This is a genomic window from Daejeonella sp. H1SJ63, assembly GCF_029360775.1.
Classification (GTDB): domain Bacteria; phylum Bacteroidota; class Bacteroidia; order Sphingobacteriales; family Sphingobacteriaceae; genus Daejeonella.
Genome location: NZ_JARKMZ010000036.1, coordinates 1 through 21,150, shown reverse-complemented (window position 1 = coordinate 21,150; position 21,150 = coordinate 1). Strand labels below are relative to the sequence as shown.

General features: G+C 40.7%; 18 protein-coding genes and 1 tRNA gene. 3 read left to right on the top strand and 16 right to left on the bottom strand.

Annotated elements, in window-relative coordinates; translation table 11 throughout:
• Window positions 1-6 precede the first annotated feature (6 nt).
• Window positions 7-1,047, bottom strand: a complete 1,041-nt coding sequence (locus tag P2W72_RS12725) for a hypothetical protein (RefSeq protein ID WP_276363152.1) — start codon at window positions 1,045-1,047, stop codon at window positions 7-9.
• 141 nt (window positions 1,048-1,188) lie between these two features.
• On the opposite strand from P2W72_RS12725, the gene P2W72_RS12720 reads away from it, so the two are divergent.
• Window positions 1,189-1,953, top strand: a complete 765-nt coding sequence (locus P2W72_RS12720; RefSeq protein WP_276363149.1) for a DUF4382 domain-containing protein — start codon at window positions 1,189-1,191, stop codon at window positions 1,951-1,953.
• Between the two features lie 60 nt (window positions 1,954-2,013).
• Here P2W72_RS12720 and P2W72_RS12715 read toward each other — a convergent pair whose 3' ends face one another.
• The 11 genes from P2W72_RS12715 to P2W72_RS12665 all read right to left on the bottom strand — a co-directional run bounded on the left by P2W72_RS12715 (window position 2,014) and on the right by P2W72_RS12665 (window position 15,142).
• Window positions 2,014-2,220 carry a heavy-metal-associated domain-containing protein gene (locus P2W72_RS12715; protein WP_276363147.1) on the bottom strand — a complete coding sequence of 69 codons (207 nt, stop codon included), beginning with the start codon at window positions 2,218-2,220 and terminating at the stop codon, window positions 2,014-2,016.
• 4 nt (window positions 2,221-2,224) lie between these two features.
• On the bottom strand, window positions 2,225-4,498 hold the full coding sequence (locus P2W72_RS12710; protein ID WP_276363144.1) for a heavy metal translocating P-type ATPase: 2,274 nt from the start codon (window positions 4,496-4,498) through the stop codon (window positions 2,225-2,227).
• Between the two features lie 93 nt (window positions 4,499-4,591).
• Complete coding sequence (locus P2W72_RS12705; protein WP_276363142.1) at window positions 4,592-5,164, bottom strand: helix-turn-helix transcriptional regulator; 573 nt, start codon at window positions 5,162-5,164, stop codon at window positions 4,592-4,594.
• Window positions 5,165-5,238: 74 nt separating this feature from the next.
• Entirely contained in the window at window positions 5,239-7,281 is a 2,043-nt protein-coding gene (locus P2W72_RS12700) for a copper-translocating P-type ATPase (protein ID WP_276363139.1), read from the bottom strand.
• Between the two features lie 42 nt (window positions 7,282-7,323).
• On the bottom strand, window positions 7,324-8,541 hold the full coding sequence (locus tag P2W72_RS12695) for an efflux RND transporter periplasmic adaptor subunit (protein WP_276363136.1): 1,218 nt from the start codon (window positions 8,539-8,541) through the stop codon (window positions 7,324-7,326).
• Complete coding sequence (locus P2W72_RS12690) at window positions 8,538-9,857, bottom strand: efflux RND transporter periplasmic adaptor subunit (RefSeq protein ID WP_276363134.1); 1,320 nt, start codon at window positions 9,855-9,857, stop codon at window positions 8,538-8,540. Before P2W72_RS12690 ends, P2W72_RS12695 begins: the two co-directional genes overlap by 4 nt.
• A complete protein-coding gene (locus tag P2W72_RS12685; RefSeq protein ID WP_276363132.1) occupies window positions 9,835-11,067 on the bottom strand; it encodes a TolC family protein in 1,233 nt (410 codons plus the stop codon). Before P2W72_RS12685 ends, P2W72_RS12690 begins: the two co-directional genes overlap by 23 nt.
• Window position 11,068: 1 nt before the next feature.
• The gene (locus P2W72_RS12680; protein ID WP_276363378.1) at window positions 11,069-13,015 is read right to left on the bottom strand and encodes an efflux RND transporter permease subunit; all 1,947 of its coding nucleotides are present in this window, start codon (window positions 13,013-13,015) and stop codon (window positions 11,069-11,071) included.
• A complete protein-coding gene (locus P2W72_RS12675; RefSeq protein ID WP_276363128.1) occupies window positions 13,005-14,309 on the bottom strand; it encodes an efflux RND transporter permease subunit in 1,305 nt (434 codons plus the stop codon). The genes P2W72_RS12680 and P2W72_RS12675 overlap by 11 nt, the downstream gene beginning before the upstream one ends.
• A 5-nt stretch (window positions 14,310-14,314) precedes the next feature.
• Entirely contained in the window at window positions 14,315-14,587 is a 273-nt protein-coding gene (locus P2W72_RS12670; protein WP_276363124.1) for a heavy metal-binding domain-containing protein, read from the bottom strand.
• A gap of 159 nt (window positions 14,588-14,746) precedes the next feature.
• Window positions 14,747-15,142: a hypothetical protein gene (locus P2W72_RS12665; protein ID WP_276363121.1), complete on the bottom strand. Its 396-nt coding sequence runs from the start codon at window positions 15,140-15,142 to the stop codon at window positions 14,747-14,749.
• Between the two features lie 186 nt (window positions 15,143-15,328).
• Between P2W72_RS12665 and P2W72_RS12660 the strand changes: the two genes are divergently transcribed.
• Window positions 15,329-16,705, top strand: coding sequence for a neutral/alkaline non-lysosomal ceramidase N-terminal domain-containing protein (locus P2W72_RS12660; RefSeq protein WP_276363119.1), 1,377 nt, complete (start codon window positions 15,329-15,331; stop codon window positions 16,703-16,705).
• A gap of 88 nt (window positions 16,706-16,793) precedes the next feature.
• Here P2W72_RS12660 and P2W72_RS12655 read toward each other — a convergent pair whose 3' ends face one another.
• Window positions 16,794-18,014 (bottom strand): MFS transporter, encoded by a 1,221-nt coding sequence (locus P2W72_RS12655; protein ID WP_276363118.1) that lies wholly within the window; start codon window positions 18,012-18,014, stop codon window positions 16,794-16,796.
• A gap of 279 nt (window positions 18,015-18,293) precedes the next feature.
• On the opposite strand from P2W72_RS12655, the gene P2W72_RS12650 reads away from it, so the two are divergent.
• On the top strand, window positions 18,294-18,656 hold the full coding sequence (locus tag P2W72_RS12650) for a four helix bundle protein (RefSeq protein ID WP_276363117.1): 363 nt from the start codon (window positions 18,294-18,296) through the stop codon (window positions 18,654-18,656).
• A 102-nt stretch (window positions 18,657-18,758) separates the two neighbouring features.
• Here P2W72_RS12650 and P2W72_RS12645 read toward each other — a convergent pair whose 3' ends face one another.
• The 3 genes from P2W72_RS12645 to P2W72_RS12635 all read right to left on the bottom strand — a co-directional run bounded on the left by P2W72_RS12645 (window position 18,759) and on the right by P2W72_RS12635 (window position 20,709).
• A complete protein-coding gene (locus P2W72_RS12645; protein ID WP_276363114.1) occupies window positions 18,759-19,313 on the bottom strand; it encodes a DUF4256 domain-containing protein in 555 nt (184 codons plus the stop codon).
• Window positions 19,314-19,574: 261 nt separating this feature from the next.
• Window positions 19,575-19,649, bottom strand: a tRNA-Val gene (locus P2W72_RS12640).
• Between the two features lie 34 nt (window positions 19,650-19,683).
• Window positions 19,684-20,709: a patatin-like phospholipase family protein gene (locus P2W72_RS12635; RefSeq protein ID WP_276363111.1), complete on the bottom strand. Its 1,026-nt coding sequence runs from the start codon at window positions 20,707-20,709 to the stop codon at window positions 19,684-19,686.
• Window positions 20,710-21,150 lie beyond the last annotated feature (441 nt).

Genomic DNA, 21,150 nt, shown 5'->3' with positions numbered 1-21,150 from the left:
TTTTACCTATACAATTTTAAACCTGACTGTTTTGTTATCTTCCCAGAAACAAATCACTTTACCATTGGCAAGGATGTAGACTTTCGGTGACCCCCCTGTGCCAAGAAGTGTAGTTTGTCTGGTTTTCATATTCATTATGCTTATATTTTTTTTATCCTGCCAGACTACATATACCAGATTCCTGTAGCGGGTCATGCTCACATCCCGACCGGCAGCAAGTTTTTGCTCCTGCTTATTCTGTTCCCAGTAATATACATCTCCGTTTCTTCTCCAGGCAGCAGATACTTTTCCCGCCTCATCGATTGCCAGACCTCCCCCATCCATAGGGCAGGCATTTAATTGCCAGGTACCACTTCCTGATTTTTCTGCCGGCGAAAACGATTTGCCTTTATCATTAGAAACTGAATAATAAATATCCCTCGATCCCATTATCCAGTTACGAAAACCGATCACAATCTTATTCTTATTTACCGCAATATTGGGTCTGCAACATTCACACACATGTTTATCCGGCGATTGATACACTAATGAGTTTGCCATCCACCCTTTTGATTTTACATTAAATGAAGAAAAGTAAATATTATTTTTCCCACCCTGCCTGATATCCAGCCATACAGAATAGAAATTATCTTCTTTATCTGCAGTTATAGCCATCAGGCCCTCAACTGCAGAACCAGGCTTATCATTTACAATCCCTATCGGTTTCCAGCCCCCCTTTAAATGATCGAGTACAAATGAATGGATTGCACCCAACTTATCAATAGCGCTTATCATTGAAAGGTGCTTTGAAGAAGCAATCTGAGGCCCTCTGGTATTTCCTAAATGCATCCCCTTAATTTCAGCAACAAGCACTGCCGGAGAAAAATTGAGCCCGTTATCGGTAGAAGTCATGCAATAGATCTTATCTGCGTATCCATAAACCATACGAATATGTCCTTTTGAGTCTACAGATAAGTTGGGTTGCTGTCCATTTATTGGTTCTTCGGGCTGAATAAACGAAGTAAAAAATGAACTGCTAAAAATCAATATCAAGAATAATACTTTCATAAAGGCTTATGTTAGGAGTTAAAAAGGTAAGTAATATAAATAAACAAAATCAAAATAATCATGAAACCCTAAAAACACACATACGTACAATGAATTGGCAGGATTATTGTTTCTGACAGCTTATACCAATAACATTGAATTATGAAAAAACTACTAATGATCGGAATGCTGGGCCTGGGAATAGGTCTGACAGCATGTAACAAGAATGAAAGCGGCAGCAATATGACCAAAATGAATATTAAGCTAACTGATAGCCCTGCTGCATATGATGCAATTTATCTTAGTGTTAAAGAAATACAGGTATTAACATCAGGAGGCTCCAGCACAATAAGCGTTGGAGCAACACCATTCAATATTTTGAATTTCAGAATGGGTAAAGACACTCTTATTGCCTCCAAAGACATTCCTTCCGGTATGATACAGGAAATAAGACTTGTTTTGAATGATACAGGAAACAGAGTAGTTGTTAACGGAAACAGTACTGCACTGACGACTCCAAGTGGACAAAGCTCAGGTGTAAAACTTAAAGTACAGGAAGAGCTTCAGGAAGGTGTTGCTTATACCTTACTTCTTGACTTTGATGCAGCAAAATCAATTGTACAGGCCGGAAATGGAAAGTATTTACTTAAACCTGTTATCAGGGCAATTCCGAATGCTGTATCTGGTGCAATTACAGGGGTAGTAAGCCCGTTAGCAGCAAGTCCTAAGGTTTACGCCATAGCAGGAACAGATACATTAGGCACAATAACTGATGCCACAGGTAAATTCTGGTTCCCTGGTGTTGCTGCAGGAACTTACAAGGTAGAGATCGAGCCGGTAAGCCCTTATCTGAAGAAGACTATTGAAAACGTAGCTGTTGTTCAGGGATCTGTAAAAGATCTTGGAACAATAACTGTTACTCAATAAGACAGTAAAACCTTTATAACAAAAAAGGCCCCAATGGGGTCTTTTTTGTTATAAAACCAGTTATATTTTTTCTGCGGTATAGCCCGCTTTTTTTACTGCATCAATGATCTCTCCGGCATTCAGATCAGTATTAACAGTTAAAATTTTATCTGTTGAGCTCAGATCTACCTGCCAGTTATCTTGTCCGGCAGTTTCATTCAGCGACGGGCCAACCTGTGTCAGACAACCGGTGCATTTAATATTTGTTTTGAATTTAATTGTGTTCATATGATTAAGATTTAATAGAATTTAATTTTAATGTTTTTAATCTCAGGCTATTCGTTACTACAGATACAGAACTGAGTGCCATGGCCCCTCCGGCAATCATTGGATTCAGCAGAAATCCATTGTATGCATACAATACTCCTGCTGCAAGCGGAATCCCAATCAAATTATAGATAAATGCCCAAAATAAATTTTGTCGTATAGCCTGAACAGTTTTTCTGGATAATTTCAAAGCCATCGGTATGGACTGAAGGTTGGAAGTAATCAGGGTGATCTTGGCCACATCCATTGCAATATCTGACCCTTTTCCCATTGCTATACTCACATCTGCCTGAGCTAAGGCATGCGAATCATTGATACCATCTCCCACCATGGCAACAACCTTTCCTTCAGATTGAAGCTTCTTAATAAAATCTGCTTTATCAGAGGGCAAGACTTCTGAACGATAGCTCTTTATGCCCACTTCTTCAGCCACAGCAGAGGCTGTCTGCTGGTTATCTCCGGTAAGCATATGCACTTCAATCCCCAGCCGGTGAAGCTGATGAATTGCCTCAGCCGAAGTGCTTTTAATTTTGTCGGCTATAGTAATAATCGCTAAAACCCTGTTCTGATCAGCAAAAAAAACAACTGTTGAGGCATCATTAAGCCTGTTTTTCAGGTAGGTTTTCTGATAATCATTCAGAGCAATATTATGCTCATCCAGAATACGATGATTCCCGGCAAAATATTCAAGTCCCTTATAAACTCCCTTCACACCACTGGCAGTTAAACTTTCAAAAGAGGATAGATCAACACCTGATACATTATCAGCTTTAAGCTTTTTAACAATTGCATCTGCCAGAGGGTGCTCTGAATTTATCTCCAGACTGAACAGTATCTTTAAATACTCATCATGATCACCCCCTGTTTCAGGATTCCAATCCATCGAGGTAAGTACCGGCTTTCCCTCAGTAATTGTTCCGGTCTTATCAAGAATAACCGCATCAACCTTATAGGCAAGCTCCAGACTTTCAGCGTCTTTGATCAGAATATTATTCTCAGCTCCCTTTCCAACCCCTACAATAATTGCAGTTGGAGTTGCAAGTCCCAAAGCACATGGACAGGCAATCACCAGTACGGTTACAGAAGTGAGTAATGCATGAGTAAAAGCTTCCTCTCCACCAAACAACATCCATATTATAAATGTGAGAATTGAAATACCGATCACAACAGGAACAAATATTCCGGCAATCTTATCCACCAGTTTCTGAACCGGTGCTTTACTGCTCTGAGCAAGCTGAACCATTTTGATGATATGAGCAAGCAGGGTATCTGCTCCCACCTTTTCAGCTTTATAATGCAGACTGCCCTTTTGATTGATCGTACCGGCAAACAGTTTATCTTCTTTATTTTTTGATACAGGAATCGGTTCACCGCTGATCATGCTTTCATCAATGTACGACGAACCGGAAATCACCATACCATCTACAGCAACTCTCTCGCCGGGTCTGAGTACAATAATCTGTTCAGGCAAAACCTCCGAAATAGAAATCTCTTCTTCAATACCATTCCTGATTATTCTGACAGTTTTAGGTTGCAAACCCATCAGCTTTCTGATTGCCTGTGTGGTATTCGCTTTGGCTCTTTCTTCGAGGAGCTTGCCTAAAGAAATGAATACAATAATAACTGAAGCGGCTTCATAATAAACATGAGGATGAATCCCTCTGCTATGCCAGTATTCAGGATAAATTGTATTAAATGCGCTGAAAATAAAGGCAATACCCGTACTTAGGGCTACAAGAGTATCCATATTAGCCATACCATGCCTTGCCTGTTTCCAGCCGTTGATGAAGAAGTTTCGTCCAAACCAAAATACCACCGGAGCACTCAAAATCATCGAAATCCAGGTGCCATAGGGCATATCCATAAAAAGCATACCTATTATAAAAACCGGAAGGGTAAGAATTGAAGCCCGGATCGTTCTGTGCCTGATGTCCTCATATTTCTTTTGCTGCAAGCTTTCCTGCAGCTCTGCTGAATTATCCGAATCAATAATCAGATCATATCCAATAGATTGTATACTTTTCCGTAGCTCTCCGGGACTGGTTTTCTTAGAGTCATATTCTGCCCATGCCGAGTTATCTGCAAAATTTACTCCTGCATCGATCACCCCTTTCACAGATTTTAACATTGATTCAACACTTACTGCACAGCCTGCACAGGTCATACCTGTAACCGGATACGTGGATCTGATCTTGTTCAGTAAAAGTACTTCATCCGGAGATTCATGTTCTGATTTCATATTCTTGATTTACAATACAAAAATATGAAAGACAGCGAGTTAAGAACTTACATAATTATCAGAAAGACTTATAATATTATGTGTTTAAAACGATTAAACACTATCTATAGATTTCCGATGTTTATCCTGATGCCTTGAATTTTTAAACTGAGTGGGCGTCTGTCCCGTAATTTTTTTAAACTGTGCCGAAAGATGTGCAATACTGCTATATCCCAATTGATCAGCAATCTCACCGAGACTTAGCTCATCGTAAAATAAAAGTTCCTTAACCCGCTCTATTTTCTGCCGGATGATGAACTGCTCTATGGTAATACCTTCAACAGAAGAAAACAGGGTACTCAGATAATTATATTCATGGAAAACCTTATCAGAAATCAATTTAGACCAGTTGAGCTTTTGTTCGGATACCTCAGAATGGTGAATTATTCCAATAATCAGGTTCTTAATCTGTTCGATCAGTCTGCTTCTGCTGTTATCCAGCAGCTCAAAGCCAAGTTCATTCAAATTTCTGTTAAGGGTATTAAGTTTTTGCTCATCCAGCTCTTCTTCCATCAGCTTCACAATTCCCATTCGTACGTCTATAGGATGCAAGTCAAGTTTAATCAGTTCATTCTGAACAGCTGTGATGCACCTGTTGCATACCATGTTTTTAATATATATTTCCATTCTCTTAAAATCGAATTCCAGTCAATACAACAGGATGATAATCAGATTTATTCAGACAGTTGTATAACTTACAATTAAAGGCTTCGTTTTAATAACTGAGCATTAACTGCCACGATTATTGTGCTTATACTCATTAATACAGCACCAGTAGCCGGACTTAGCAAAAAGTTGGGATATAAAACCCCGGCAGCCAAAGGAATTGCAATGACGTTATAACCAACTGCCCAGATTAAATTTTGAATCATCTTTTTATAAGTAGCCCTGCCAAATCTGATAATGTTAACAATATCCTGAGGATCACTGTTAACAAGCAATATATCAGCTGTTTCAGCAGCCACATCGGTACCTGAGCCAACTGCAATACCAACATCAGCCTGTGCAAGTGCAGGTGCATCATTTACACCGTCACCGGTCATAGCCACGATCTCGCCCTTCTGCTGAAACTCTAATACCTTCTGCTGCTTCTGATCGGGTAATACATTAGCTAAAAAGCCGTCCATTCCCAGAGTATCAGCAACAGATTTAGCCACATGTTCGTTATCTCCGGTAAGAAGATAGGATTTAATTCCCATTGATTTAAGGTCTTCGATAGCTGCTTTCGATGATGGCCTGATAGTATCTGACAGGGTGATTATTCCGGCAGCTTTTCCATCAACAATTAAAAAATTAACAGTTTCAGATGCCTGATTAATTTCTGCAGGAATTTCCGGAACCGGCATATTCTCTTTCCTGAAATAATTCGGTCCGGCAGCTATCACCTGCCTACCTTTTACCTTTCCTTTAACACCAATCCCCGGAAGATATTCAAATTCAGCCGAAGACCATAGTTCGAGCTTCTTAAGCTCTAATGATTTCTTTACACCTTTAGCAATATAATGTTCAGAATCCTGCTGTAAAGCGGCAGCATATTGAAGAATATCATTTTCTGAATAATTATTATCTAAAACAACAATACGCTGTATTCTGTGAGAGCCTTCAGTCAGGGTTCCGGTTTTATCAAAAATAATAAGGCTTAGCTTTCTTGAAGTTTCAAATGCTGTTCTGTTCCTAATCAGCAGGCCATTAATAGCGGCCTGAGAAGTAGAAATTGCCACAACCAGAGGAATAGCTACTCCGAGCGCATGAGGACAAGAAGTAACCATCACCGTAACCATTCTTTCCAATGCAAAAGCAAGATCTCCATCTTTACTAAACCAGAATAAAAAAGTTATTATTCCAATACTCAACGATATATACGTGAGCCATTTAGCCACTTTATTAGCCAGATTCTGTGTTCTGGATTTAGCAGACTGAGCACCCTCTACCATATTAATTACCTTATTGAGGTAACTTTCTTCACCGGTTCCGGTAACCAGTACTTTAATCGAACCCTCGCCATTAATGGAGCCACCTATAACTTTGTCATCACTTTGTTTGTGAACCGGAATACTTTCTCCGGTAAGCATGCTTTCATTAACCATTGAGTGTCCGCTAATGATCGCCCCATCGGCAGGGATTTTCTCTCCGGGTTTGATCAGAATAACATCACCGTTCCGGAGTTCTTTCAATGAAATATCAACAACTATTCCCTTTCGTTCTACGTGCACATCTGACGGAAGTAACTCTACCAGAGTTTCCAAAGCACGGGAAGCTGCATGCTGAGAACGCATCTCAAAATAATGTCCCAGCAACATGATATCTATCAGGGTAGCCAGTTCCCAAAAGAAATCCATCCCCTTCAAACCAAAAATAACCGAAGCGCTGTAGATAAATGCTACAAGTATCGCAATACCGATCAGGGTCATCATTCCCGGATTTGCCTGCTTTATTTCGCGCGACATCCCGATCAGAAAGGGCTTCCCACCATAAATGAAGAGAATTAGACTGATCCCTAACAATACGAACTTATCTCCCTGAAATTCAAGATGAAACCCAAACCAATGCTGGATCATTTCTGAAAGAAGCAAAACCGGAACCGTAAGGATAAGGCATATCCAGAAGCGCTTTAAAAAATCTGAGGTATGATGGCCGGCATGCGCATCAATTGCAGGAGGTGCTGCCTGTTTGTTCTTTGTTTCAGGAGAATGATTACCATGCTCATCCGGAGAATGAACATGCCCGTGATGATGGTGTTCCATAATCTAAAATTTAGGTATAACATAAAAATAAGGTATTTAACCTTACATTTTACTCATGTCGTGCCCCGACATCAGGTCGGACCCTTTTTTCAATATAAATTCACTGGAAAGTAAATACGCACCACTTACTACCGCCTCCTGAACATTTTCAAGCCCCGAAAGGATAATCACTCTTTCTGAATCTTCTTCACCGGTACGAACCATTCTTGGCGAGAAGGTATTTTTTCCGGTTTTAACCCATACATGAGCTCCCGTTTCATCCCTCACAACTGCATCAAGGGGTAGACTTACTGCACTCGCAATTTCAGTCTGCGGCAAAAACACAGTAGCCTGCATACCCGGCTGCATGTCTCCTGAATTCCTTACCGGAGCTCTTACTTTCAGGATTTGAGTAGCAGGATCCATCTGAGGAGAAATAAAATCCACCACAGCGGTTTGTTCATCTCCACTGCGCCCGTTCAGGCTAAACTTAATCTTTGTTCCGATCTTAATATCGGATATCTCAGAAGGATAAATATCCATTTCAAGCCAAAGCTGATCCAAACTTTCTAATTTCATTACCGGACTTCCTTCCGAAAGGTATTGCCCTTCAGTAATATTAAGTTCTTTTACAATACCCGACGATTTAGAGTAAACCGTTAACAAGGGTTTTAAGTTGCTTCCCTGATTCAATACCTTGATCTGAGCCTCTGTATATCCAAACAAACGAAGCTTATTTTTAGCGGCATCCCTCATCGACTGATAGATCTTTTCTGAAGGAAATGCTGCAACCTGTTTCAGCTGAAGCAGATAATCCTGCTGAAGTGTTTGAAGCTGCTCACTATAAATCTGAAACAATGCCTGTCCTTTAGCAACTGGGCGCCCTGTTTCTTTAATGAACAAACGATCTACCCGGCCGGAATAAAGGCTTGAAATCATCTCAGTACGATCTTCATCTACGATAAGGCGCCCATTCAACACTTTGGATGTACTGAAACCTGAACTGCTGATCTTTATTGTCCGGACATTGGCCAGTTGAATCTGACTATCGCTCAGGGTAAGCTCATTCTTCCCGCCTGAAGCATTTACCGGAACCAGATCCATTTTACAAATCGGACAAGTCCCCGGTCCGTTATTCATAATCTGAGGATGCATCGGACAGGTATACTTTTCCGGAGAAGCGTTTTTACTCCCTTTATCCTGAGTGCATGAACTTAATTCAAGTACAGTAAAACCCAGAAATAAAAAAATTAACCCTGATAATACTTTATTTTTAATCATAACCGTTCTGCTTTAATAAAACTCTCACTATCAACAAGAAACCATGCATTTAAAGCAAGCTCCTGATCTTCAGCAATACTCGTTCCGACATCAACCCATTTATCTGTATGCCTCTTTAAAGTGACATAAACAGGAACAAATGCATCACCCTTTTTAACGAATACTGCATATTTTTCTCCCAGTCTGAGCAAAGCGGTTCTCGGTAACCAAAAACCTTCTGCCCTCGCTTCTCTTTTCACAGTAATCAGTTGCCCAACCTTCCATTTCTTATTTTCATTCATCAAATTCGCTTTAACCAATGAATAGTTCTGGCCTTCGTTGTAATAAGGTTGGATCAAACTCACACTGCTCTCCGACTTTTGATCCGGGATATCCAGCGCACTGACATCAATCTTACTACCTGGTTTAAACTCGTCGAGCAATTCAGGGTTCACATAAAATTCTGCCCAAACCTGATTGGCATTGATCAGATTAAATAAGTTCTGACCGGCCGAAACATATTGTCCTTCCCTGAGTTGAAACGCCTGACCGGTATTAATGACAGGAATTTCTGGGACGGCATCTGCAGATGAACCCGAAGACATTGAATTCATCCCTGATGACCCAGATGAACTGATCCTTGTGGCTCCCGCAGCATTTGAACTTCCCTGGTTTGATCCTGCATTTAAATTCAATTCTGCCACATATCCTGAATAAGGACTATAAACAGAGATCGTGTAGCTGATCTTACCTGTGTTAAGCACCTGATCAATCTGAGCACTATTCATCCCCAGATACAGTAATTTCTTCTTTGCCGATTCAAGCAGTCCGGCATCAGCATTTGATTTCAGGAACAATAATTCCTGTTGGGCATTAGCCAGATCAGGACTATAGATGTCCATAATCTTCTGGCCTTTACTAACCATTTGATAATTGTATTTAACGTACAATCGCTCTATACGTCCGCTAACTCTTGCTGATAAAGATCTCCAGTTATTGGTATTATAGTTGATAATACCTTTCATACTTAATTCAGTGCTTTTAAACCCTTTCTCAGGCCTTACGGTTCTTATTCCTGAAATTATGTACTCATTTGCTGGTCTTACCAGTGCATTCAGACTTTCGTCTGCAGCCGCATGTCCGTCATGATGATCCAAAGGAACCAGATCCATTTTGCAGATCGGACAAGTCCCGGGACCATCCTTCAGAATCTCCGGATGCATCGGGCAGGTATACTTCACCGAAACCTGCTCCGATTTCTCATTTGAATTACATCCTGCCAGAATGAATCCCAGAACAAGAAAAAGCACGATACTACCTTTCAATATTTTTTTCATATGCTGTGACCATTTGGTAAAACTTTTGTAATTGCTCCAGATAATTCATTTGCGACATGTTTAATGCTTCCCATCCATCAATTACAGTATTCAGATCAGATTTGTTTTCCTGATAAGACAACATAGAAACTTTGAGATATTTCTCAAGTGAGGGCAGGATCTTATTCTCATAATTACTGATCTGCTTCTGCATCGTGATTAGCTCATTTTCCATAGACTTAGTCATACCCAGCATCTCGGTCAGCATTGCTGATTTTTGCTGACGCATTGCCTCCCGCTCAAAATTCATTGATTTGATCTCTGATTTATACATTTTCTGCGACCATGGAACAATAGGAATGGACAACATGCCCATCACTGTAAACTGCCTTGGCATCATAGCAGAATAGTTAGACATATGGTCAAAACGGATCTTAAAATCAGGCTTGTTTTCCTGGCGCATCTGATTGATATTCTTCTCCATGGCATGGATATCATGCTCCATATGAAGAATATCACTTCTGGTTCCCGCAAAATACGCTGTGTCCAGATCTGCTTTAGGATTAAAGCTGACCTTTAATGCGGTATCAATTTCAATCACAGATCCGGGCATTCTGTTCATCAATGCATTCAGGGCAATTTTCTTAGAACGGATATCTGCATCAGTCATCAGAATCATATTCTCTGCTTCATAAGTACGGCCTTCAGCTTTAAAAATCTGATTCAGTCCCCCCTGATTAAAAGGAAAACGGATTTCAGCAAGCTTCTTCATAGCTTCCATAATCTGCTGATTTTCTCTCTGAAAGCTGATCTTCCTGTAATCAATAAGCAATCCGAAATATAGTTCTCTCGCTTTTGCCCTCAGCTCATTGAAGCGTACGCTTTTACCATAAACATCGGTCAGCGATTGAGTGCTTAGATAATCCTTTCTGGCTTTAATTTTGGCAGGATTAGGTATTTCCTGCTCAGCACTGAACATAAATGCTCCTTTATCATTATCTGAAATCTTACCCTGAAAAGGATAAGGACTCATAAAGGTGCCTACCCCGACCATCGGAGCCATCCATGCTCCTGCACCTTCAACTTTGGCATCTTTACTTTGAATACGGCTATCATAAGCCTTTAATGCCGGATTATTTTCACTGATCTCCTTAAATATCTGTTCCAGACTCAAAGGCTGCTGAGCAAAGCTATTCAGCGAACAGAATAACAATACCGGCAACAGTCTCATTTTAATGCTTAACATCGTACACCTCCAGTTTTCCAAATTTTTTCAATTCATATTCCTTAGTCATCAGGAAGATTAATGGTGTTACCAGTAAGATATGTGTTGATGAAGTCAGTACACCACCGATCATAGGAAGTACTATTGGTAACATCACATCACTACCTACTCCGCTCGACCATAAGACCGGTATCAAACCGAACAAGGCAACAGAAACCGTCATAATCTTTGGCCTCAGACGTTTGGCCGCACCGTTAATGACATATTCTTTCAGATCTTCCTTCGTGATGGTCTCACCTGAATTTCCCTTTAACTCAACCAGCTGACGCATGGCATCATTCAGATAAATGACCATAACCACCCCGGTTTCTACGGCTATACCAAATAGTGCGATAAAACCTACCGCTACTGCAACTGAAAGGTTAACTCCCCAGAAATAGACGAGATATGCCCCTCCAATCAATGCAAAAGGAATAGTGATCAGACTCAGAAATGCTTCCCTGAGCGACTTAAATGCCAGATATAATGCTAAAAAGATAACAAACAATACCACCGGAAGGATGTAAAGCAGGGTTTTCTGCCCGCGCATCAGATTCTCATATTGACCGCTCCATTCTACGAAATAACCATTCGGCAATTTTAAGTCCTTATTCAGCTTATCGATAGCTTCCTGAACCGTATGGCCCAGATCGCGATCTCTGACATTAAACATTACAGCTCCTCTCAGAATAGCATTATCTGAAGTGATCATCGGCGGACCATCCACAAAACGTATCTCTGTTACCGCAGATAATGGGATCGTTCCTGCATCCGGAGAATTTAAAGGAATACGCTTTAATTTATCGATACTGTTCCGGTAATCCTCACCTAAACGCAGATGAATATTAAAGCGCTTTCTTCCCTCAACTGTTGATGCAAAAGGAGTACCTCCGATAGCTGTTTCTACCGTGGCATTCACATCATCTACATTCAGTCCATAACGCTCCAGCTTATCGCGCTGAATATCAATTTCCAGATATTTACCTCCCGAAACCGGTTCTACATAAAGATCCTTTACACCCTCAATATGCTGAAGAATCTTCTGTACATCCTGCGAAATATGGCTGATCTGCTTCAAATCCTGGCCATAAACTTTTACGCCAACATCTGTACGAATACCAGTTGAAAGCATATTGATCCGGTTAATGATTGGCTGAGTCCAGCCATTAACCACTCCCGGTATCTGTAATTTGGCATCTAACTCATTAATAATATCTTTCTTTGTTATTCCCGGACGCCATTCTGATTTAGGCTTTAAGGAAATGATTGTCTCAATCATACTGATCGGAGAATTATCTGTTGCCGAACCGGCACGGCCTGCTTTGCCCAGTACATGATCCACTTCAGGAACAGATTTAATAATCTTATCCTGTACCTGAAGAATTCTCTTGATCTCAGTATTAGATACATCGGGTAAAGTAACAGGCATAAAAAGCACCGACTGCTCATCCAGTGGCGGCATAAATTCACGGCCCATGCTCATCATCATGGGTACACTGATTACCAATGCCAGAATATTAACCCCGATAGTTGTTTTCCGGTTACGGATACAGGCCCGGATTACCGGAAGATAAACCTTTTCCATACCTCTGTTAATCGGATTTTCATGTTCCAGCCTGAATCTTCCCTTCATAAAAAAGGAAATGATCACCGGTGCCAGAGTAAGCACTAAAATGGCATCAATAATCAGAATAAATGTTTTGGTATAAGCCAGCGGATGGAACAACTTACCCTCCTGTCCGCTTAGTAAAAACACCGGTAAAAAAGATACAACAATGATAATCGTTGAGTAAAATACCCCCCTCGACACCTGTTTGCACGCTTTCCCGATAATACTCAGTCTTTCTTCGTCCGAAAGTCTGACATAATCCTTTTTCTTTTCAGAATCAACTGAAGATTTCTTCTTATTCCACATCTGCATTCCCTCCTTTACTTTGTTCATTTAACTCAGCCTGCCTTACAGCAAGATTTTTATAAGAATTTTCGGCCATAATAATCCCGTTATCGACAATTACGCCAATAGCAAGTGCTATACCTGTGAGCGACATGATATTCGACGATATATCAAACGCATTCAGCACAATAAAACTCGCAGCTATGGTAATTGGAATCTGTATAATAATACTCACAGCACTTCTCCAGTGAAACAGGAATGCAATTACAATTAGAGAAACCACAATCATTTCCTCAATTAAGGTGGTTTTAATAGAGGATACAGATTCTTCAATCAGCTCAGACCTGTCATACACAATATTAAATTTCATTCCCTGAGGAAAACCTTTGGCAACGTCGAGCATTTTGGCTTTTACTTTCATGATTACCTCATCTGCGTTTTCACCGTAACGAAGTACCACGATACCACCAACCACTTCACCGGTACCATTATAATCAAAGATGCCGAGACGACTTTCTCCGGCCATCTGTACTGTTCCGATGTCGCGGATTTTTACAGGAATGGAATTTTGTGTTCTGACAGACAGATTCTCAATTTCCTGGATGGATTTAAGATAACCGGTAGTTTTAATGATGTATCCGATACCGCTCATCTCAAATTTTCTCCCGCCGGCCTCATTATTATTACTTTTAACTGTTCGCATCACATCCTGAATCGTCAGTTTATAATAACTTAACTTATTGGGATCAATATTGATCTGATACTGCTTTTGAAAACCACCATAGGATGCGATTTCACTCACACCCTGAACGTTTTGAAGAGCAAATTTAACATACCAGTCCTGTACTGCCCTTTGCTCACCCAGATCCATACCGGGAGCATCCAGAGTATACCATAAAACATGCCCCACCCCTGTGCCATCCGGTCCGATAGTAGGATTTACACCCTCAGGCAATACATTTCTGATCGAGTTCAGACGCTCAAGTACCCTCGATCTTGCCCAGTAAACATCCGTATCATCTTCGAAAATGACATAGATGAAGCTCATCCCGAACATGGAGTTTGCCCTGACATACTTCACCTGAGGCATACCCTGAAGATTGGTAACCAATGGATAGGTAACCTGATCTTCTATGATCTGCGGACTTCTGCCCATCCATTCAGTAAACACGATAACCTGATTCTCTGAAAGGTCAGGAATCGCATCTATCTTGCTTGTTTTTACTGAATAGATCCCCCAGGCAAATATTCCTGCTGCAAAAAGCAGAACCACGAAGCGGTTGCGTAAAGAGAATGAAATTAATTGTTCAACCATTGGACTTAGTGTTGATTTGAATCATGAGCAGCGGTATCTGCAGCTGCTGAGTCTGCCGGAGCACTGCCTTCGGTCTTAGCCACAAGATCCATTTTACAAATTGAGCAGGAACCGGGTTTATCACTTTGAATTTCGGGGTGCATCGGACAGGTATAAACAGAAGCCGAAACAGGAGCAGAAACAGTGTCGATAGCCTTAGAAACAGGCTTCTCAGAACTGCTGCATGCAGCAAAAAACAAAACAATTAAAATTACTGTTGAGCTAAATAAATTTCTCATGATGAAATTTTTTAATTAATAAATATTAAATACGATTAATGATAAATTGCCGGGAAATCCGGACAAATCATTTCATCGGTACGCTGTCAAAGCACACGATGTAAGCGGGCATTAAATGCCTGAACAACCTGAAAGAATATCAGACTGAATGAGAATTAATCAGATACGGAAATTACAATTACGAAGAAAAGCAGCTGCTTTCTGTGTTCGGGGAGGAGCATTGATCTCAGGGATGATGTCTTTATGAGTACCCCTGAAAGTGATGTTAAATTCAGGATAAACAAGCGGAGTCAGATCAATTACCTTAGCCTGAACGGTATTTAAAGATATTTTCTGGGATTCTTTTAGTTTAAATTCCTGCTTTTGATCTTTGCAGCAATCTTCAGAAATGCCTTTTTTCATGCCGCAATTGCTGCAGTTATCAGCCTGTTCTGAGCTATCATTTGAAAGCCCCCACTCGATCAGCTCGCCCATGCAATAGTGAAAATGCACAGTTGCCCCGGATGAAACACCCAGGTAGAAGACAGCTAAAACGGTGATTAAAAGCTTTTTCATGTAATTGCAATACAAAGATTAGGATAAAATCTTGTAATCTTTTATATAATTTTTTGAAATGTTTACAGAATGTTCTGAATTCTGTATCAGGCAATCCATCTAATCTATGATAATTGCACCGCCCGATTAGCTACTTTAAACTCGGAAATGCCTAAATTGATCATACAAAGCACACAATTAGAAATTATGAAGAAACAAATCTGTCTCATAATCTGCCTGGTGATATCAGGTATTCTTAATACCTCATGGGTATATGCCGGCGAGAACAATGCGGTTTCAGGCTGGAAAGCCGGAACTGCCCGGGCCAACATTACGCCCGAAGAACATATGTGGATGGCAGGATATGCTTTTAGAAATAAACCCTCTGAAGGCAAGCTTACCGACCTTTGGGCCAAAGCCCTGGTTCTGGAAGATGCCAAAGGGCAGCGTGTTGTAATGATCTCGCTGGATCTGGTTGCCATCCGTAAAGTGATCTCAGAACCTGTCAGAAACCGCATCGAACAGGAATATGGCTTAAAAAGATCCCAGATCCTGATCAATGCCTCGCATACACATACCGGACCGGAAACACAATCTGCGCCGCATATTTTTACTCTGGAAAAGAAAGAATTAGTTAAAATCGATCGTTATGCAAAAAAACTGGAAGATCAGCTGGTCAAACTGGTTGCTGAGGCTATCAAAAACATGCAGCCTGCAAACCTTGCTTCCGAGAATGGGGTCAGCCGTTTTCAGGTAAACAGGAGAAATAATAATGAGAACACTTTAGGAATGCAAACCGAATTAAAGGGGCCTAACGATTTTGCAGTTCCGGTTATCAGAGTAACAAATACTAAAGGGAAGATCATTGCCATTGCCTTTGGTTATGCCTGCCATAATACAGTTCTCGGCACATACGAATGGTCGGGAGATTATGCAGGATTCGCTCAGATTGAACTCGAAAAAAAATATCCGGGGGCAACTGCATTATTCTTTCAGGGAGCCGGTGCTGATCTGAATCCACTGCCACGCAAGACAGTGGCATTGGCCATTCAATACGGCGAAACGCTTGCAGCCTCTGTCGACAGGGTTTTAAAGGAAGAAATGAAGCCACTCAAACCTGAGCTAGCCCTATCCTACTCAGAAATTGACCTGAAATTTGAAAAGGCCAGTCCGACAAAAGAAGAACTCAAAGAACTGATGAGTGATACTTCCAAAACGCCCGACTATCTCAAAGCCAGTGCCAAAGTGCTGCTTTCAAAGCTTGAAAATGGCGAAAAACTCATGACCTCCTACCCATATCCACTACAGGTATGGAAACTTGGGGAACAGCCCATTATCACTATGGGCGGCGAAGTGCTTGTTGGATACAGCAATGAACTGAAGAAACTCTACGGTCAGAATATTTTTGTTTTTGGCTACAGCAATGATGTGATGGCCTACATTCCAACAAGTATTGCCTGGAAAGAAGGCGGCTATGAAGCAAGCCGTTCGCCGATATTTACTACACCATGGGCTTCAAATATCGAAGAGGTGATTATTCAGGAGGTAAAACGACTGGCAGCAGAAGTGGGATTTTCTAAATAAGGGTCTGAATTTCCTGACCGGGGCAAAAAAAATCTTCAGCTATTTTAAAGAGTAGCTGAGGATTTTTGTTAATTAAATCAGATCGGAATTAATTCGCCGGCATTCTCTTTGGAGTCAGAATCACTGTAATAATACCCACTACAGCCAGTACAATCAGCACAGAGAATCCATTGGCATAACTTCCGCTTATATCCCTGATCCAGCCCACCATCCATGGGGCGATTGCTTCAGCAAGACCATCGCCGGTTAAAACAATACCCATCACCCTACCCATCACCCTTACTCCGAACAACTCGGCAGCCATCAATGGGATGATCATATAATCACCACCTAATCCGATGCCGAAAACGATAGCGAAAACATAGATCACACCTGGAACATGGGCAAAATGAAGCAAAGGAATGGCACAGGCTACCAGACAATAGATCAGGAGCATCACGTATTTCTTTTCGATCTGATCAGCCAGCCAGCCCATAAACAAACGGCCAAAAATACTGGCTGCAAGTATCAGCGAAAGCACATTGGCTGCCTGCTGCTGTGAATATTTCAAATCAAGACTAAAGAACAATTTCAGGTTCTGACTGGTAGCACTCACTGCCCCGATTGAACACATACTTCCAATCAGCAATAAATAAAATGCTCTGGTTTTTAAAATAGCTTTAATGTCTTTCGTTGGCACTTCAGGCTTATCCGACCCGGATTTTTCGCCTGTTTGCGGAGGATTATCCTTCACAAACCAGGCCATCGGAAATGAAAGAACAATCATCGTAACACCAAGGATTACCAATGCATGACGAAATCCAAACTCAACATTCAATGCTTTAGCGATCTGCGGTGCCAGCATACCACCGATACCAATTCCCAGATAAGCGAAGCCCATGGCCTTGCCTCTGGCTTTATCAAACCAACGTGAAGTTAAAACCTGATTGGGCAGCGGCCCCCCGCACATATAACCAAGCGCACTGAAGATATAGAATACATAAAACTGCCATAAAGAAGTCATTAAACCCAAACCGATTACCGCACCACCGGCCATCAAAACACCGGCGAGCATCATCTTCCTCGGACCAAAGCGATCAATCAGATAACCCACCACAAATCCAAATAATCCAACCAGAATCTTAGCAAAAGCATTACCTGAAGTTACTGTTGCCCTGGTCCATCCAAATTCCTGTACCCAGAAATCATAAAAGAAAGTGAGCCCGTAAAACATAATCCCGATCAGGGAAAACAAGCTTAAAAACCCTGTTGCGGCAACCTTCGCTTGTCCAGCCTTTAATGCGCTTTGAACTTCTGAATTTTCTTTCATCCGGTATGATCCGGACATGACCGGATACTGAGTCTAAATATAGCAAGACATCAGACTTTGACAAGATGAAATAATAAAAAAATTGCGTGTGGATTGTTCGGGTAGGTAAACGGAAAATCAATTACGAATTAAAAATTAAAAATTACGAAGTGGTAATGATCATAAATAGACAAAGCTGCTTACGGTTAATCATTAATATTTAACGGTTATTCATTAAAGGGAAGAGATTTACCAGTTTTGATTGTACAATGATTAATTATGAATACTTAATCAGAAAAGATGAAAAACGATAATATTATTCAGCAGAAATCATTTGCATTTGCAATTCGGATTGTGAACCTGTACAAGTACCTGATTTCGGAGAAGAAGGAATTTGTTCTGTCTAAGCAATTATTACGATCAGGAACCGCAATTGGTGCTAATATTGAAGAATCAATTGGTGGTCAATCAAACAGGGATTTTATATCAAAAATTAGCATTTCCTATAAAGAAGCAAGAGAAACTATTTATTGGATCAAGCTTCTCAAGTCTACATCTTATTTGTCAGAGCAAGAAGCAGAAAACATACTAGATGATGCAGAGGAATTATGCAGAATAATTGGTAAAATTCAAATCACCCACAAATCACGTCATAATAAATAAGCCAGAACTAATAACCTGCAATCTGTAATTCTCATTTGACTACTCTACTAATAATTAGTAATCAACCCTCGTAATTCGTAATTGAAAATTCGTAATTGAAAATCAGACTTTCACCCCAGCCCTAAACCCTCTCGCTGCATAATAAGACTGCGCTCCATTATGGTACACGAATACCCTATCATATCGAAAATCAGCAAATAGTGCCCCTCCCAGATTACGGATCGCTGCCGGGGTTTGTATCCAGCTCGAGGTCTTGGCATCGAAACGGCCCAGTTTCTGCAAAGCCCGGTATTGTTCTTCATCGAGCAGCTCTACACCCATGAGTTTTGCCATTTCCATAGCATTCCCTTCAGGCTTGTTCTCTTTTCTTGCATCAAGTGCCTCACGATCAAAGCAAAGGCTTCTGCGACCGGCCGGACTTTCGGCTGAACAATCATAAAAAATATAGGCTCCCGTTTTCAGATCCTGTCCTACTACATCCGGTTCACCACCGGTTCTTTCCATCTCATTCAATGACCACAACTTTTCCTGATTCAACTCCAGTCTGCTGAGAACAGCTTCCCATTTCAGTTCGGGGTGGCGGGTTAAGTTTTTTTCAAAACGATTTTTTAAACTATGGATCAATTCTTTATTCTCAGTAATAGATAACTGTTTCATCTTATTAGTCTGTTAGATTACAGGTGTTTGAAAGTCTTTTAATATAAAAAGAGCCATTAAAAGAAATCGCACCTATGATTTGCATTAACTCTAACCTGAATGAAGAAGTGATTACTAAATTCAGAAAATCAGGAAAAAGTTAAGCTCTTGTTTATCCCTCACATCAGATTTTCAAATCGTTTTCAACACAATTACTATCTTCAGAACCCATCTGAATGGATTCTTGAGTTTATTTAATGTTCAAAATGACAATAATCGATGTGGGAAATGCCGGGTTCGAACCGGCGACCCCTACCTTGTCGAGGTAGTGCTCTAAACCAGCTGAGCTAATCTCCCTGAAGCTGTTTGTCAAATCTATATTTATATCCGATTAATCAAATTCCACAGCATCTTTATCCTGCCAGATCCGTTCAACGATCTTATCCAGTTCATCTGAATAATCCTCTGCAGTTTTTATACCCAGTTCAATCAATGCCTGAATATTATAAGGGCTCACATTATCCATTTCCGGATCTGCATTTCTGAGATGGGATGGTTGTATTCTTCGATAATTATCCTCATTCCCATTGGCAGAAAACATCTTCAGCAAATGATAATTAGTGGTTTCTGCAGCTCCAGACATCATAATATCAATGGAAGGTTTAATCCATCCCAGGGCTCCCCAGTTTCTGGCAGAATGGTAATTGTAAGATTTGTTTTCACCTCCCGTTCCCAGAGAAACAATGAACATATTTTTTGCCGAAGGATCTCCTTTGGAATTTCGCACTTCAGAATAAGCACATAAACTGGGGTTATTGGCATATATCCCACCATCTATCAGCGGATAACTGATCCCGCTGATAGACTTCACCAAAGCCGTTTGAAAATAAGTGGGTGCAGCAGACGTTGCCCTGCATACATCCCTTACATAGAAATCACCACCCTCTCCCTTCTTTTGGTAATCATGCTGAGTGAAAAAATGGGTCTTTCTTTCCTGAATATCATAAGCTGTAACCAGACAGGGTTTTAACAATTCACTTAAACGAACATCTCCGAAATAATTTTTCAAAGTAGTTTCCAATGCCTTTGCCGAATATTTGCTGTTAAAAATGGGCTGTTTATTTAACAACCTGATCCAGAACGACAGACTGAAAATATCATCACCATAATCTTTATAAAGATCTACGGCCTCCTGTGCACTGAATTTTGGCTTGCCGGGAACAAGCGGATCAGGGCAAAGAAATAAACAGGTTAAAATTCCCCCGGTACTGGTTCCTGCAAAGAAGTCAAAATAGTCAGCAATCCTTGCATCAGAATTTCCGGTTTTTATTTGCAGCTTTTTCTCCAATGCCACCAATACCTGTCCCGGAATCAATCCGCGGATACCTCCTCCATCAATACTCAGAATCTTTTTCATCCGTTTATAATTTGTTTTTAATGGTGATGAACCTGCCTGCGGCAGGCCTGCCTACCGGCCGGTAGGCAGGGCGATCATGATTTATTCATGCTACTGTGGGCTTTTGAAAATCATGATGGTTTCATAACAGTATTATTAATCTTCGTTCAATTAAGAATTGTTTTGTTTCAACTTTCGGTAAAATCGGGTTTAACCTTCTTAAGAATTATTAAATCTATACGAAAGTTAAAGAGAAACCGTTACACCCCGTAAGAACGAGTACAATTCCCTCTCCCTTTGCTGGTGGCAGCTTGCAGCGCGTATCCAATATGATCCGATCAAACAAAATCTAAATTTCTTGCCATGGAACGGCAAAAATTCAGTATCTCTCTTAGCAATTTAAAAAAGTGCATAACAGACCCTGCCCGTATTGTAAAGTACCATATTTTGTCTGGTCCGGTG